Source organism: Kushneria sinocarnis (assembly GCF_003633775.1).
GTDB classification, from domain to species: Bacteria; Pseudomonadota; Gammaproteobacteria; order Pseudomonadales; family Halomonadaceae; genus Kushneria; species Kushneria sinocarnis.
On the sequence record NZ_RBIN01000003.1, the window covers coordinates 184,743 to 199,330 of the forward strand.

Consider the following 14,588-nt stretch of genomic DNA (forward strand, 5'->3'; position numbering starts at 1 on the left):
GGTATGTTATAAAATAACCCCACGATGAGGAGAGTCGCGTGCTGGATCTGCTGATTACCAACGCCCGCGTGGTCAATGAAGGACGCATCCGCACACTGGATGTCGGCATTCGGGATGGGCGCATTGCGCGCATGGAATCGCAGCTCGATCAGCCCGCCCGGGAGACACTGGATGCGGCCGGCTGCCACCTGCTGCCGGGCATGATTGATGACCAGGTGCATTTTCGCGAACCGGGATTGACCCACAAGGCGGATATGGCCACCGAATCGGCTGCGGCGGTAGCCGGAGGGATCACCAGTTTCATGGAGATGCCCAACGTCAAGCCGCCTACCCTGGATGCGGCAACCCTCGAGGCCAAATACGAGCTTGCCCGGGGCCGGGCCTGGGCCAATTATGCCTTTTATCACGGTGCCAGCAACGATAACCTGGAAGCCATCAAGGCGCTCGATCCGGCCACGACCTGCGGTATCAAGATCTTCATGGGGGCCTCGACCGGCAACATGCTGGTGGACGCACCTCAAACGCTCGAATCCATTTTTGCCAATGCCGCCATACCGGTGGCAACGCACTGTGAGGATACGCCCATGGTGCAGGCGCGCGAGCAGGCGTATCGCGAGCGTTACGGCGAGGATCTGCCCTTTCGTCTGCATGGTGAAATCCGCTCGCGCGAGGCCTGCCTGACGAGTTCGCGCATGGCCGTGGACCTGGCACGCCGTCATGGGACCCGTCTGCATGTACTGCACCTGACCACGGCCGAGGAGCTGGCGCTGTTCGAGCCGGGCCCCGTGGCAAACAAGCAGATCACGGCCGAAGCCTGCGTGCACCACCTGTGGTTCAGCGACGAGGATTACGATCGGCTGGGCTCCTTCATCAAGTGCAACCCGGCGATCAAGACACCGGCCGATCGTGACGCCATCCGGGCGGCGGTCAACGAGGGCCGCATCGATATCGTGGCTACCGATCATGCCCCTCATACCCTGGCCGAGAAACAGAACCCCTACTTCTCGGCGCCTTCCGGCATGCCGCTGGTCCAGCATGCCATGCTGTCACTGCTGGAACAGGTGCAGCAGGGCCACTTCACGCTCGACACCGTGGTGGAACGAACCAGTCACAATGTGGCCCGCCGTTTCGAAGTAGCCGACCGCGGCTTCATCCGCGAGGGGTTCTTCGCCGATCTGGTGCTGGTCGACATGACGCGTGACACCCGGGTCGACAGGGAGACACTGCTTTACAAGTGCGGCTGGAGTCCGTTTGAGGGCACTGCATTCCGCTCTCGCATCGAAGCCACCCTCGTCAATGGGCAGCGGGTCTGGGATGGTCGACAGCTGAAGGGCGAGCCCGCCGGCCAGCGATTGACCTACCGGCGCGCCTGATTTTCTTCAACAGGCCACAAACCACAAGGCATGAGCGATGATGCCGGTCATCATCGACGGAGAGCAGCATGGAACCCGCCATAGATCTGGAGCATGTCGGTCTCACCCTGGAGGGTCAGTCGATTCTCGAGGATGTCTCGCTGCGCGTGCCTCATCAGCAATTCCTGGGGCTGATCGGCCCCAATGGCGGCGGCAAGAGCACCCTGCTGAGAATGATGCTGGGGCTGATGCGCCCTGATAGCGGTCGAATCCGCATGCTGGGGCGCTCCCCGCGCCATGCGGCCCGCTCGATCGGTTATGTGCCCCAGTTCACCCGCTTTACCCGCTCCTTTCCGATTTCGGTCGAGGATGTCGTGCTGATGGGTCGGCTCGGGAGCGGACGCTGGTGGGGGCCGTGGCGGCGTCAGGACCGGCGCGCCATCGACGGCGTGTTTGAAACCCTGGCAATCGAGGCGCTGCGTCATCGGCGTATCGAGGGGCTCTCCGGCGGCCAGATGCAGCGGGTGCTGATTGCACGAGCACTGGCCTGTCAGCCATCGATCCTGCTGCTGGATGAGCCGACGGCCAGCGTGGATACCGATGGTGAACGCGCCCTCTTCGACCTGTTCGCGCATCTGCGCTGCGACACGACCATCGTGCTGATCTCCCACGATCTCGGCTTCATCAGTGACCACGTGGACCGCGTGGTCTGTCTCAACCGTACCCTGATCGATCATGCCGCCGAACCCGTTACGGCCGATACCATCGCCCAGCTTTACGGTCAGCAGGTGCGCATGGTGCACCATCATCACTGAGTTTCCAGCATGAATTTCATTGCCGCCCTGCTCGAGCAGCCCTTTCTGCAACAGGCCCTGCTGGTCGGCCTGCTGGCCGGCATGGCCAGTGGTCTGATCGGCCCTTACGTGGTAGTCAAGCGTATCGGCTACATGGCCGGAGGTATTGCGCATACGGTACTGGCCGGGATGGGCGTGGCGTTTTTCCTGGGAAGCTCCCCCATGGTGGGCGCCTTCATCTGTGCCATCATCGCGGCACTGCTGATCGGTTGCATCAGCCTCAGTGGCATTGACCAGGAGGATACCCTGATCAGTGCCTTCTGGGCGGTCGGCATGGCCGTGGGACTTTTGTTCATCAGCCAGACGCCGGGCTATCGTACGGATCTGATGAGTCTGCTGTTCGGTAACCTGATGCTCTCGACCCGCACCATGGTGTTCGGTCTCGGTGGCATCGTTGCCGCGCTGGCAATCATTCTCGGGCTGATTCATCGGCCGCTGGTCGCGGTGATCTTTGACGAGGAGTTTACCCGGCTGCGGGGCGTCCCGACCCGGGCACTTTACCTGCTGCTGCTGTGTCTGGTCGCCGTTACCATCGTGGTGCTGCTGCAGGCGGTCGGGCTGATCATGGTCATCGCCCTGCTGACCCTGCCTGCCGCCCTTGCCGGTCATCATGTACGCTCACTGGTCGGCATGATGGTGATGGCCTCACTGATGAGCATGCTCTTTATCGGTGCCGGGCTGGGGGTGGCATGGCAGGCCGACCTGCCCGCCGGTGCCACCATTGTGCTGCTGACCGGCATAGGCTATATCATTTCGCTGACCGGTCATCGCCTGAACCGTCTGTTCAGGCGGCGACAGGCGGCATCCGGAACCGAGCGGAGTCATTCATGAGTCAGGCCAACGATACCTTCCGACAACTGGAAAAGGCCTCGCCGGGCACCCGGCAACCCCTGGACCGGCTGCTGGACGACATGACGTGGAACGAACAGGGGCTGATGCCCGCCATCGCCCAGCAGCACGACAGCGGCGAGGTGCTGATGATGGCATGGATGAATCGCGCCTCGCTGGAGGAGACGCTCGAGACCGGCCGGGTCTGCTACTGGTCGCGCTCACGCAATCGCCCCTGGCGCAAGGGAGAGTCCTCGGGACAGCAGCAGCAGCTGATCGAAGCCCGGCTCGACTGTGATGGTGACACCCTGCTGCTGCTGGTGGATCAGCTGGGAGCCGCCTGTCATACCGGTCGGCGCCACTGCTTCTATACCCGCCTGACCCGGGAACAGGGTGAGGTGATCAGTGCCCCGCTGGTGGATCCCGAGACGCTCTATGGCGCGTCGCAATAGGTCGTTTGGTAACAGGCCGTTCGGATATGACGTCAAGCTGATGCGGCGAGGCACCACGCTGCTCATGGTGGGTCTGCTGCGACTCTATCAGTATGGCATCAGCCCGTTGCTGGGCCCGCGCTGCCGCTTCTGGCCTTCATGCTCGCAGTATGCCATCGAGGCCCTGCAGACCCACGGTGTGCTGCGTGGCAGCTGGCTGGCGCTGCGCCGTATCATACGCTGCCATCCCTGGCACCCCGGTGGATTCGATCCGGTGCCGTCCTGCTGCAGGCAGCACCGTGACAAGTGACCGTGCAACCCGGTGTCAGGCGTAATGCCTGGCCGTGGCATAGATGCGATCGAGCATTGCATGCAGCCCGTTGCTGCGGGTCGATGAAAGGTGCTTGTCCAGCCCCAGCTCGGCCAGAAAATCGGGCGAGGTTTCGACGATCTCGCCGGGTGTGCGGTCATTGTAGATCCGCATCAGTACGGCGATCAGTCCCGAGACGATGGCGGCATCGGACGTGGCCTGAAAGTGCAGCTGCTCGCCCTGTGCTTCATGATGCATCCAGACCTTTGACTGACAGCCCTCGATCCGGGTGTGCTCTGTCTTCAGTTCATCCGGAAATGCCGGCAGCTGGCGGCCCATGTCGATGATGTACTGATAGCGATCCATCCAGTTGTCGAACATGTTGAACTCGTCAACCAGTTCCGCTTGCGCTTGTTGCAGGCTCATTCTGCCTCCTGAATCGATGTCTCCCTGATTATAACGTGCCATCGTCCGGCTCGTCGGCAGTGTTCGGCACTTTCGACGACAGGGTATGGCGCTGCATCTGGGCATGCCATTCGAGATCCTCTTCATGCAGATAGCGCGCGGTGGTCTCGAGTCGGGCATGGCGCGCAGTGCTGGCCAGATAGCGCAGCTCGACGCCCTGCTGGGCCTGGTGGGTAATCGCCGTATGGCGCAGCCAGTGTGGCGTGGCCTGGCGCAGCTGTTCGGCCATGCGCTGGCGCCCGGCGGCCGGCAGGCCACTGTCTGCATCGCTTTCCAGCGCCCGGGCCGCCTGACTGAAGGCCCCCCTGATCAACCGATAAAGCTGGTTGTCGGTAATGCCTCGCCGGCCATTGAGTGCTCGAATCAGGGGGGTGTCTTCTCCCGGTTGCGGCGTGCCTGACAGGCCCAGTGCTGATCGCCACTCGGTCAGCTCCCTGACCAGTGCCGGAGTTACCGGCACTCGACTGGTGCGCGCACCCTTGCCGGTCACCTGCCACCACCACTGCCCTTCCCGACAGAAGAAATCGTTCATCCGGGCCCGGGCCATTTCGCTGATGCGCGGTCCCAGCAGGTAGGCAAAGGCGAAGGTGAAGCGCAGGCGCGCCTGTTCAAAGCGCTGCCGCATGGTCTGCTCCGCCACGACTGTACTCAGATGCTGCCACAGCCACTGCCAGAGCGGCCGCTCCAGGTAGCGCTCCACCCGGCCATGACGATTGTCCATGCGCTGGCGTTTGTTACGCATCAGGCGAAAGGGGTTGTGGGTCAGCCAGCCGGCCTCGACCAGCCAGGCCATCATGCCCTGCAGGATGACCAGCGCCTGACGCCGGCTGGCCGCTGACAGGGGCTGACGAAACGGTCGCCAGGCGGGGCTCTGGCGCGGGCGTGGCGGGCCGACCCAGCGCTCCCGGGGCTGCGGGTCGGCGAGGAAGGCCTCGAAGTCATCGAGCTCGTCGCGACGCAGCTCATGCAGATGCCGGCCACGGCTGGCAAGCCACAGCAGCAGTCGTTCGCTCTCCTTGCGATAGTGGCGAAAGGTCTGCGGGCTGTGGCGATACTCGCCAAGCCACTGCGCCACCGCTTCGGCATCGCTGCCGGCCGCAATGAGCGCGTTACCGGGCGGCGATGCCGCCTCGCTCGGCTGACGCTCCAGGGCCTCTGTCAGTGTCACGAGTACTGTTTCGGTGTCACGCGTCATGGCGCTGCTGCCCTGCCCTCTCGGTCACGCTTTCATGTGTCGGATTGAACCCGGCTCGTAGGCATCTATTTCCCGTCTCGCCACCCGGTTACGGCATGATCCCGTCTGAGACCGGAATATTCAAGATAAGCCGCGTAATCATGAATTTTTCGGCTAATTGATAGTGTATCGTTATGTTTACGTAAAATGTAATATTGGCAGCAGGGAAAATTCGCACTATGCTGCTTCAGTCCTCTCGGAGGAGTGACAGGGATCATTCAGGCTACGGAAAGTGGCCACAGGGAACGGCGGAGGCGTCATGGCGCGTAATGGCGTGCAATACGAGGATGTTCAGCGAGCAATCGAAACGCTGATCCAGCGGGGAGACACCCCCAGCGTGCAACGCATACGTGAAGTGCTGGGAACCGGCAGCTTCACTACCATCAGCGATCATCTGCGGGAGTGGCGTACCCGGCGCGAGGAGAATCGGGATGCCCCCCTGCCCCAGGCCATCCCGGAGCGGCTTCAGGATGCCCTCTATGGCCTCTGGCAACAGGCGCAGGAGGAGGCGCATGAAGCCCTTGCCTTCTACCGCCGCCAGGCGGACGAGGATATTCAGCAGGGTCAGGAAGAGATGCGCCTGGCTCAGCGTCGCGCCGAGGATGCCGAACAGCGCCTGCAGGCGCTGGGTGAGCGTTTTGATGCCAATGAGGCGCGGCTGGAAGAGAAGACCACCGCCCTGGCACGCCAGGAGAGTGAGCTGACCCAGCTGCGTTCGCAGTGCGAGGAGCGTGATCAGCGTCTGTCAATGCGTGATGCCCAGATCGAGGCGCTCAGCGAAGAACGCGAGCGACAGGAGCGGGAACATCAGCAGGCACTCGAGAAGGCAGAGCAGAACCACCGCAAGCGGCTGGCCCAGGAGGAGAGCCGCCACGAGACGGCGGAAAACCGTCTGATGCAGCTGCTGGACAGCGCTCGTCACGAAAAGCAGGAAGCCGACAAGCAGGCTCGCCGGCGCCAGGAGCAGCTCGAGGAGCGCATCGAAAAGATGACGGCCCAGGTCGAAGAGCAGCGTCGTGCCCTGCAGGAAGAAGAGCGCAAGAGCCGCGACCTCTCTGCCCAGATCAAGCAGTCCGAAAAGGCGTTGCAGGAGAGTCACGCTCGCGAAGAGCGCCTGAATGGCGAGGTGACCGAAAACGAGCAGGAAATGACGCGACTGCGCACGGAAATCCGGGTGCTGCAGGAGCGCCTCTCCCGTGCCCCGATGCCGCCCTTCGTGTACTAGATCCGGACCGGCACGGCCGGCTTCGGACAGCACAGGTCGTGATCGAAAAAGAAAAAGGGGCCGGCTCATGATGAGCCGGCCCCTTTTTCATGGTGGCCGCTACCCTGCCACCGGATCCCGCCCGACTCAGTAGTAGGCGTTGGTCGTGTCGGTGTGGTCGGTCACATCCCGAATGGCCGTCAGCTCCGGGATCCGCTCGGTCAGGGTGCGCTCGACGCCCTGCTTGAGCGTGATATCCACGGCGGCACACCCCTGACAGCCGCCGCCGAACTGGAGCACGGCCACGTTGTCATCGGTCAGCTGAATCAGCCGGATTTCACCACCATGCGCGGCCAGCCCGGGGTTGATTTCACTGAACAGGATGTAGTTGACCCGATCCTCGAGTGGGCTGTCCTCGCTGACCTGCGGCATCTTGGCATTGGGCGCCTTGATGGTCAGCTGCCCGCCCATGCGGTCGGCATTGAAGTCGACCACGGCTTCTTCGAGAAACGGGGCACTGTTCTGCTCGATATAGACGTTGAAGCGCGACAGCTCGATGACCTCGTCGGTGGCCTCTTCCTCGCCGGGGCGGCAGTAGGCCAGACAGGTTTCGGCATAGGGCGTGCCGGGCTGGGTAATGAATACCCTGACGCCGATTCCCTCGACGTCCTGCTTGGACAGCAGCTCGGCGAGATACTCCTGAGCGCTGTCGGTAATTTCAATGATCTGACTCATTGCCGGCCTCGTGGAAAACGAAACTTTCCTCAATGGTAAGTCAATCGCGTTAGCGGTACAAATCCCAGGTAATTCACTCGGGATATGAAAAAACCGCAACCCGGCTCGGTCCATCCCCGCAACAACATCTGCTAAAGTCTACGCTCGGTTGCGGATCCCCACCGGGGTACGCCCGATTGTCCCGAAACCGGAGGAGTTGCTGCTGCCCATGAGTGTTGTCCCCGAATCGCTTTCGCAATCCCTGTCCCGGCGCATCCTGATCCTGGATGGCGGCATGGGTACCATGATTCAGAATCAGCGCTTTTCGGAAGCGGATTTCCGCGGCGAACGCTTCTCCGACTGGCAGACCGACCTTCAGGGCAACAATGACCTGCTGGTACTGACCCAGCCGGATGCCATCAGGCAGCTGCATCGGGAGTACCTCGAGGCGGGCGCCGACATCATCGAAACCAATACCTTCAACAGCACCCGGCTGTCGCAGTCCGACTATGCCATGGAGTCGCTGGTGCCCGAGCTCAATCGGGCGGCTGCCCGGCTGGCCCGCGACATCTGCGACGAGGTGGCCGAAGAAACCGGGGTGGCGCGTTACGTGGCAGGGGTGCTGGGGCCAACCAGTCGCACGGCCTCGCTCTCGCCGGACGTCAATGATCCCGCCAGGCGCAACATTACCTTCGATGAGCTGGTCGACAACTACCTCGAAGCGGCCGAAGCGCTGATCGAGGGCGGCAGTGACCTGATCCTGATCGAGACGATCTTCGATACGCTCAATGCCAAGGCGGCGATCTATGCGCTGGATGTGCTGTTCGAACGTCTCGGGCGCCGGATACCGCTGATGATCTCGGGGACCATCACCGATGCCTCGGGCCGCACGCTCTCCGGGCAGACCACCGAAGCCTTCTGGAACTCGGTGCGCCATGCGCAGCCGCTCTCCGTGGGCCTCAACTGCGCGCTGGGCGCGGAAGACCTGCGCCCCTACCTGGCCGAACTCGGACGCTGTGCCGATACCTTCATCAGTGCCCACCCCAACGCCGGTCTGCCCAACGAGTTCGGCGAGTACGACCAGGATCCCGACGAGATGGCCGCTATCGTCCGCGAGTTCGGCGAAGGCGGTCTGGTCAATATCATGGGCGGGTGCTGCGGTACCACGCCGGAGCACATTGCGGCCATCAGCAGGGCCATGTCGGGGCTGACACCGCGCGGGATTCCCGACATCGAACCGGCCTGCCGGCTCTCCGGGCTCGAGCCCTTCAATATCCGGCGTGACTCGCTGTTCGTCAATGTCGGGGAACGTACCAACGTCACCGGTTCGGCACGTTTCAAGCGACTGATCAAGGAAGAGGATTACACCACGGCGCTGGAAGTGGCCCTGGAGCAGGTCGAGAACGGTGCCCAGGTCATCGACATCAACATGGATGAGGGGATGCTCGACTCGCAGGAGGCGATGGTGCATTTTCTCAACCTGGTGGCCGGCGAGCCCGACATCTCGCGGGTACCGATCATGATCGACTCTTCCAAGTGGGAGATCGTCGAGGCCGGCCTCAAGTGCATCCAGGGAAAGGCCATCGTCAACTCGATCTCGCTCAAGGAGGGTGAAGAGCAGTTTCGCCACCAGGCCAACGAGTGCCGTCGGCACGGTGCCGCCATCGTGGTCATGGCCTTTGATGAGGAAGGCCAGGCGGATACCTTCGAGCGCAAGACCGAGATCAGCGAACGTGCCTACCGCCTGCTGGTCGACGATATCGGCTATCCGGCCGAGGACATCATCTTCGATCCCAACATCTTCGCCATTGCGACCGGGATCGAGGAGCACAACAACTACGCCGTCGATTTTATCGAGGCCACCCGCTGGATCACGACCCAACTCCCCCACGCCATGGTCTCCGGTGGGGTGTCCAATGTCTCTTTCTCGTTTCGCGGCAACAATACGGTACGCGAGGCGATTCACGCCGTCTTTCTCTACCACTCGGTGCACGCCGGACTGACCATGGGAATCGTCAATGCCGGGCAGCTGGCGGTCTATGATGATCTGCCGGAAGAGCTGCGCAATGCGGTCGAGGATGTGGTGCTCAACCGCCGTGATGATGCGACCGAACGGCTGCTCGACATCGCCGAGCAGTACCGGGGCGATGGCAGCAGCGGATCGAAGAAGGAAGATCTCGAGTGGCGCAGCTGGGAGGTCGAAAAGCGCATCGAGCATGCGCTGGTCAAGGGCATTACCCAGTACATTACCGAGGATACCGAGGAAGCCCGACAGCGCGCCGAGCGCCCCATCGAGGTCATCGAGGGGCCGCTGATGGATGGCATGAACGTGGTGGGCGATCTCTTCGGTGACGGCAAGATGTTCCTGCCCCAGGTGGTCAAGTCGGCCCGCGTCATGAAACAGGCGGTGGCGCACCTGATTCCCTGGATCGAAGCCGAAAAGAGCGAGGAGACCCAGAGCAAGGGGCGAATCGTGCTGGCCACGGTCAAGGGCGATGTGCACGACATCGGCAAGAACATCGTTGGTGTGGTACTGCAGTGCAACAACTACGAGGTCATCGATCTCGGGGTCATGGTGCCCACCGAGAAGATTCTCGCCACCGCCCGCGAACAGAACGCCGATATCATCGGTCTCTCCGGGCTGATTACGCCTTCGCTGGATGAAATGGTGGGTGTGGCGCAGGAGATGGAGCGTCAGGGGTTCGATGTGCCCCTGTTGATCGGCGGGGCCACGACTTCCAAGGCCCATACCGCGGTCAAGATCGAGCCGAACTACACGCATCCGGTGGTCTATGTCACGGATGCCTCCCGCGCGGTGGGGGTGGCCAGCCGGCTGCTGTCGGCCGGGCTGCGCGAGGCCTATGTGGCCGAGATTCGGGCCGACTACGACAAGGTGCGCGAACGGCACAGCAAGCGTCGCCCCAAGGCGGCCGACATGAGCTATGCCGAGGCCCGCGAGAAGGCCTTCGAAGGCGACTGGGACAATTACGTTCCGCCGCGACCGAACTTCACCGGACTCAGGGTGTTCGAAGACTATGATCTCGACGAGCTGGTCGAGCGCATCGACTGGACGCCCTTTTTCATGACCTGGCAGCTCTCGGGCAAGTTTCCGAAGATTCTCGAGGATGACGTGGTCGGGGAGGCGGCACGCAATCTCTACCACGATGCCCGAACGATGCTCGATCGGCTGGTGAACGAGCGACGCATCAATGCCCGGGGGGTCATCGGCTTCTGGCCGGCCAACACCGTCGATCAGGATACCATCGAGGTCTATGGCGATGACGAGCGTCGTGACGTGATCCATCGACTGCATCATGTCCGGCAGCAGAGCAGCAAGGGGCGCGATGGCGTCTGCTACAGCCTGGCGGATTTCGTGGCCCCGCTGGAGAGCCGGCGCGAGGACTGGATCGGTGCCTTTGCGGTCACCACCGGTCATGGCGCCGATGAGCTGGCTCGTGAATACGAGGCCGCCGGAGACGACTACAACGCCATCATGGTCAAGGCACTGGCCGATCGGCTGGCGGAGGCCTTTGCCGAGCGGCTCCATGAACGGGTGCGCAAGGAGTTCTGGGGGTATGCGCCCGAGGAAACGCTCGATAACGATGAGCTGATCGGTGAGAAGTATCAGGGTATCCGCCCGGCCCCCGGCTATCCGGCCTGCCCCGATCATACCGAGAAGACTACCCTGTTCGAGATGCTGGATGCCGAACACAATGCCGGCCTGACGCTGACCGAGAATTTCGCCATGTGGCCGGCCGCCGCCGTCTCCGGCTGGTACTTCTCCCATCCCGGCTCGAAGTACTTTGCCACCGGTCGCATTTCCCGCGATCAGGTCGAGGCGCTCGCCGCGCGCAAGGGGATGTCCCTGGCGACCCTGGAGCGCTGGCTCTCCTCCAACCTGTCCTATGATCCGCAGGCCGAAACGGCCTGACGGCCGGCAGGCTGGCACCCTTCATGAAGCCCGCCGACCTCAGGGTCGGCGGGCACTCCCGCAGGTGGCCGAAAATGGTGGCTGACCGGAGTGGGGCTCAGCCACTGCCCCGCTTCTGGTGCATCTCCCGATTGCGCTGCCGGGCGCGCTCCGACTTGCGCAGCATCACATAGGTAGCGCCAATGCTGCCGTGATGCGGCTGCGCACTGGTATAGGCCTGCACTTCATCGAACTGGGTCAGCCAGCGGGCCACATGCGATCGCACCACGTTGGAGTGGCTGTCATCGCTGCGGCCACGCCCGTGTACCACCATCACATTACGCAGCCCCTGCCGGTGAGACTCCCGGATGAAGCGAAAGAGTGCGCTGCGACACTCCCGCACCGGTCGGCGCTGCAGATGCAGACGTGACTCGATGGTGTATTCGCCGTGGCGCAACCGTTCAATGACACCGGTCTGAATGCCGTCGCGACGAAACTCGATGGGATCATTGGGGGGCAGCAGTTCCACGAAATCATCGGAAAGAAAGTTGCTCTCCTCCTCGCCGTCCTGGGCACGGCTGCGGCGGGCCAGCTGAGCCTCGGTCGGCTGTTCGGGTCGGGATGATGAATGAGCCTTGTCATGTCCCTTGCGCAGTGGCACGACATCCGCCATGGCTTCGGAAAACAGCTGCTCGTCGTCGCGTTCGGCAGTCATTACAGCGCCTCCTCAACGAAACCCGGGATTCCGGGAGCTGTTATGCTTGTTGCCCCCTGACCATTATGCCCAATCCGGTGACCGTTTTACGACCGCTCGCGTTCGGTCAGCTTGGCGCGATTCGGGCGTCCGGCTTTCGGCGACATCCAGTGCTCGGGGTCATGTGCGCCGAACAGCTCGCCCAGCGGATGGTCGAGGATGGCCTTCCGGGATTCGCAAGCCTTTTTCAGCGCTCCATGCACTTCCAGCAGCGGTTCGGGAGCCTGGTCATCATCGGGTACCGGATCAGGCATGCCAAGGTTGTACTCCCAGAGCGTCAGGGTGGAAAGCGAGTGCGCCAGCACCCAGTTGCCCTGCTCCGTGGGCGCCGCCCAGCCGGCCCTGGCAAAGATCGCCAGCAGCACTCGCGCTCTTCCTCCCAGCAGCCGGCGCAGAGTGGCAGCGCTGACGGCGCCCCGGCCCTCGCGATGCGCCCTGTCCAGAATCATCAAGACCCCCAGGCCCTGCCAGTACATCGGCCAGTGGCGCCATTCGGCACGCTGGGACTCTCCCAGCCAGGCGGCGACTTCGGCGCCCAGCAGTACAATGGCCCAGCAGAGATAGATCCAGAGCAGAAACAGCGGCACCGCTGCAAAGGCGCCGTAGATCACCTGATAGGATGGGAAGTTGGCGACATACAGTGAAAATCCCAGCTTGGCCAGCTCCAGCAGAGAGGAGACCAGCAGCGCCCCGCCGGCTGCATGGCGCATGCGCACCCGATAGTTGGGTACTGCCATGTAGAGAAAGAGAAACGCCAGAAAGCTCAGTACCGGCGGGAGCAGATGCAGCAGAAAGTCGCCACCGCCAAACCATGAAGCGGCATTGCTGACGAAGGTCAGTGAGGTCAGGTAGGAAGAGAGCACGAACCCCGTGCCTACCAGGATCGGGCCCAGTGTCAGTACCGCCCAGTACAGCAGAAAGCTGGCAATCCCCTTGCGATTGTCCGGTACCTGCCAGATGTTGTTGAACGCCTTTTCCACCGTGATCATCATCAACAGCGAGGTTACGAACAGGAACAGCACCCCTACCACGGTCAGATTGCGTGCCTGGGTAGTGAAATTGTTCAGCGTTTCGAGCACAACCTCACCGGTGGCCGGCACAAACTGCTGAAAGAGATACCCCTGCACCTTATCGCCGACGCCCCGGAATTCCGGAATGGCGGCCAGCATGGCGTAAAGCACGGTGGTCAGCGGGACCACGGCAAACAGCGTGGTATACGTCAGTGACGCCGCCGTCTTCTGTCCATCATGGCGGTTGAAACGCTCGATGAGCTTGCGCGTCACGGCAATCAGCCGGGTCAGGCGCGGTAACCCGGCAAGTTGTGGGATCTGCATAAGCCACTCTAGAATGAATTGTTCCGGGGTTGCCGGCGCCTGCTGCGCTTGCGCTACACCGGGCAACCCATGTTTCTGCTGGCAACAGCTTCACGGGTTTCGTCCAGTACTCATCCGTTGCAAGGAAACCTCATGGCTTCCCCTTATGTACTCGTTCTCTACTATTCACGTTCCGGTGCTACCCGTCAGCTCGCCGAGCAGATGGTCGCCGGCATCGAGGAAGTCGACGGCATCAGTGCCCGACTGCGAACCGTTCCTGCTGTGTCAACCGAATGTGAAGCCGTCGCCGGGGATATCCCTGCCGAAGGTCCCGTTTATGCTTCACTTGATGATCTTCGTTATTGTAGCGGGCTGGCGCTGGGCAGTCCGACCCGCTTTGGCAACATGGCGGCGGCGCTGAAGTATTTTCTCGATTCCACCAGTACCCTGTGGATGAACGGCGCGCTGATCGACAAGCCGGCCACTGCCTTCACCTCCACCTCCAGCATTCATGGCGGTCAGGAAAGCACCCTGCTTTCGATGGTCAATCCACTGCTGCACCATGGCATGGTATACGCCGGTATCCCCTACAGTGCCGATGAAATGTTCCAGACCACGACCGGTGGCACCCCCTATGGTGGCAGCCACTTTGCCGGCCCGAACAATGATCGTCCGCTGGATTCCGACGAGCAGGCCCTGATCCGTTTTCAGGGGCGTCGGCTGGGGCGCCTGGCCCTGGCCCTGGCCCTGGAATCCCTGCGTCATGCCTGAAACGGCCATTTCATGATCCCAACCATTCCGGTGCCTGGCATTCGACCCGCACTGCTGCGCATGGCCTGGCTGAGCTGGGGCACGCTGCTGCTGCTGGCGCTGGTACACGGCTGGATGCTGCATCACTCCCATCAGCTGCCTCTGCTGCCCATGCTGCTACGGTTGCTGCCGCTGCTGCTGATTGCGCCCGTGTTGCGTACCCGTAGAGCCAGGGGGTATCTCTGGCTGACGTTCATCGGGATACTGGGAGCTGCACAGGGGCTGGTACTGTCGAGGCTGTTCTCCTGGTGGTGGCTGGCGGGCCCGGAAATACTGGCCGGCCTGTGGCTGACCGTGACGGCACTGCTGATTGTCCGGCAGCTTCATCGGCAAGACCTCGATGGCATCTTTCGCGAACGGTAGTATGAGACGATCGGGCATCGACCATATCCATGACATCCGTGATGCA

The 14,588-nt window shown here is 62.3% G+C and carries 14 protein-coding genes; 9 read left to right on the top strand and 5 right to left on the bottom strand.

Annotated features, from left to right (window positions below):
- The first annotated feature begins 38 nt into the window (after window positions 1–38).
- The 5 genes from C7446_RS05655 to yidD all read left to right on the top strand — a co-directional run bounded on the left by C7446_RS05655 (window position 39) and on the right by yidD (window position 3,775).
- Window positions 39–1,373 carry a dihydroorotase gene (locus C7446_RS05655; protein WP_121172127.1) on the top strand — a complete coding sequence of 445 codons (1,335 nt, stop codon included), beginning with the start codon at window positions 39–41 and terminating at the stop codon, window positions 1,371–1,373.
- A gap of 68 nt (window positions 1,374–1,441) precedes the next feature.
- A complete protein-coding gene (locus C7446_RS05660) occupies window positions 1,442–2,167 on the top strand; it encodes a metal ABC transporter ATP-binding protein (RefSeq protein ID WP_121172128.1) in 726 nt (241 codons plus the stop codon).
- Window positions 2,168–2,176: 9 nt separating this feature from the next.
- Window positions 2,177–3,037, top strand: a complete 861-nt coding sequence (locus C7446_RS05665; RefSeq protein ID WP_121172129.1) for a metal ABC transporter permease — start codon at window positions 2,177–2,179, stop codon at window positions 3,035–3,037.
- On the top strand, window positions 3,034–3,486 hold the full coding sequence (gene hisI, locus C7446_RS05670) for a phosphoribosyl-AMP cyclohydrolase (protein ID WP_121172130.1): 453 nt from the start codon (window positions 3,034–3,036) through the stop codon (window positions 3,484–3,486). The genes C7446_RS05665 and hisI overlap by 4 nt, the downstream gene beginning before the upstream one ends.
- Window positions 3,487–3,526: 40 nt before the next feature.
- Entirely contained in the window at window positions 3,527–3,775 is a 249-nt protein-coding gene (gene yidD, locus C7446_RS05675) for a membrane protein insertion efficiency factor YidD (RefSeq protein ID WP_121172131.1), read from the top strand.
- 15 nt (window positions 3,776–3,790) lie between these two features.
- On the opposite strand, the gene C7446_RS05680 is transcribed toward yidD, so the two are convergent.
- Together C7446_RS05680 and C7446_RS05685 are read right to left on the bottom strand one after the other, a co-directional pair.
- The gene (locus C7446_RS05680) at window positions 3,791–4,201 is read right to left on the bottom strand and encodes a SufE family protein (RefSeq protein ID WP_121172132.1); all 411 of its coding nucleotides are present in this window, start codon (window positions 4,199–4,201) and stop codon (window positions 3,791–3,793) included.
- 28 nt (window positions 4,202–4,229) lie between these two features.
- A complete protein-coding gene (locus tag C7446_RS05685) occupies window positions 4,230–5,435 on the bottom strand; it encodes a tyrosine-type recombinase/integrase (protein ID WP_121172133.1) in 1,206 nt (401 codons plus the stop codon).
- A 298-nt stretch (window positions 5,436–5,733) separates the two neighbouring features.
- Here C7446_RS05685 and C7446_RS05690 point away from each other — a divergent pair, with 298 nt between their 5' ends.
- A complete protein-coding gene (locus tag C7446_RS05690) occupies window positions 5,734–6,699 on the top strand; it encodes a DNA-binding protein (protein WP_121172134.1) in 966 nt (321 codons plus the stop codon).
- A 126-nt stretch (window positions 6,700–6,825) separates the two neighbouring features.
- Here C7446_RS05690 and nfuA read toward each other — a convergent pair whose 3' ends face one another.
- The gene (gene nfuA / locus C7446_RS05695; RefSeq protein WP_121172135.1) at window positions 6,826–7,413 is read right to left on the bottom strand and encodes a Fe-S biogenesis protein NfuA; all 588 of its coding nucleotides are present in this window, start codon (window positions 7,411–7,413) and stop codon (window positions 6,826–6,828) included.
- Between the two features lie 208 nt (window positions 7,414–7,621).
- Between nfuA and metH the strand changes: the two genes are divergently transcribed.
- Window positions 7,622–11,323 (top strand): methionine synthase, encoded by a 3,702-nt coding sequence (metH, locus tag C7446_RS05700; RefSeq protein ID WP_121172351.1) that lies wholly within the window; start codon window positions 7,622–7,624, stop codon window positions 11,321–11,323.
- 97 nt (window positions 11,324–11,420) lie between these two features.
- Here the strand turns inward: metH and smrA are convergent, their stop codons facing one another.
- Together smrA and C7446_RS05710 are read right to left on the bottom strand one after the other, a co-directional pair.
- Complete coding sequence (gene smrA / locus C7446_RS05705) at window positions 11,421–12,017, bottom strand: DNA endonuclease SmrA (protein ID WP_121172136.1); 597 nt, start codon at window positions 12,015–12,017, stop codon at window positions 11,421–11,423.
- A gap of 86 nt (window positions 12,018–12,103) precedes the next feature.
- Complete coding sequence (locus tag C7446_RS05710; protein WP_121172137.1) at window positions 12,104–13,390, bottom strand: YihY family inner membrane protein; 1,287 nt, start codon at window positions 13,388–13,390, stop codon at window positions 12,104–12,106.
- A 132-nt stretch (window positions 13,391–13,522) separates the two neighbouring features.
- On the opposite strand from C7446_RS05710, the gene wrbA reads away from it, so the two are divergent.
- Window positions 13,523–14,140, top strand: coding sequence for an NAD(P)H:quinone oxidoreductase (gene wrbA / locus C7446_RS05715; protein ID WP_121172138.1), 618 nt, complete (start codon window positions 13,523–13,525; stop codon window positions 14,138–14,140).
- 12 nt (window positions 14,141–14,152) lie between these two features.
- A complete protein-coding gene (locus C7446_RS05720) occupies window positions 14,153–14,542 on the top strand; it encodes a hypothetical protein (RefSeq protein WP_121172139.1) in 390 nt (129 codons plus the stop codon).
- Window positions 14,543–14,588: the final 46 nt, after the last annotated feature.

What these genes read in the sequence shown, in the direction of transcription:
- C7446_RS05660 (WP_121172128.1), top strand. Translation starts at nt 1,442, where the DNA reads ATGGAACCCGCCATAGATCTGGAGCATGTCGGTCTCACCCTGGAGGGT.
- C7446_RS05665 (WP_121172129.1), top strand. Translation starts at nt 2,177, where the DNA reads ATGAATTTCATTGCCGCCCTGCTCGAGCAGCCCTTTCTGCAACAGGCC.
- hisI (WP_121172130.1), top strand. Translation starts at nt 3,034, where the DNA reads ATGAGTCAGGCCAACGATACCTTCCGACAACTGGAAAAGGCCTCGCCG.
- yidD (WP_121172131.1), top strand. Translation starts at nt 3,527, where the DNA reads ATGCGGCGAGGCACCACGCTGCTCATGGTGGGTCTGCTGCGACTCTAT.
- C7446_RS05680 (WP_121172132.1), bottom strand. Translation starts at nt 4,201, where the DNA reads ATGAGCCTGCAACAAGCGCAAGCGGAACTGGTTGACGAGTTCAACATG.
- C7446_RS05685 (WP_121172133.1), bottom strand. Translation starts at nt 5,435, where the DNA reads ATGACGCGTGACACCGAAACAGTACTCGTGACACTGACAGAGGCCCTG.
- C7446_RS05690 (WP_121172134.1), top strand. Translation starts at nt 5,734, where the DNA reads ATGGCGCGTAATGGCGTGCAATACGAGGATGTTCAGCGAGCAATCGAA.
- nfuA (WP_121172135.1), bottom strand. Translation starts at nt 7,413, where the DNA reads ATGAGTCAGATCATTGAAATTACCGACAGCGCTCAGGAGTATCTCGCC.
- metH (WP_121172351.1), top strand. Translation starts at nt 7,622, where the DNA reads ATGAGTGTTGTCCCCGAATCGCTTTCGCAATCCCTGTCCCGGCGCATC.
- smrA (WP_121172136.1), bottom strand. Translation starts at nt 12,017, where the DNA reads ATGACTGCCGAACGCGACGACGAGCAGCTGTTTTCCGAAGCCATGGCG.
- C7446_RS05710 (WP_121172137.1), bottom strand. Translation starts at nt 13,390, where the DNA reads ATGCAGATCCCACAACTTGCCGGGTTACCGCGCCTGACCCGGCTGATT.
- wrbA (WP_121172138.1), top strand. Translation starts at nt 13,523, where the DNA reads ATGGCTTCCCCTTATGTACTCGTTCTCTACTATTCACGTTCCGGTGCT.
- C7446_RS05720 (WP_121172139.1), top strand. Translation starts at nt 14,153, where the DNA reads ATGATCCCAACCATTCCGGTGCCTGGCATTCGACCCGCACTGCTGCGC.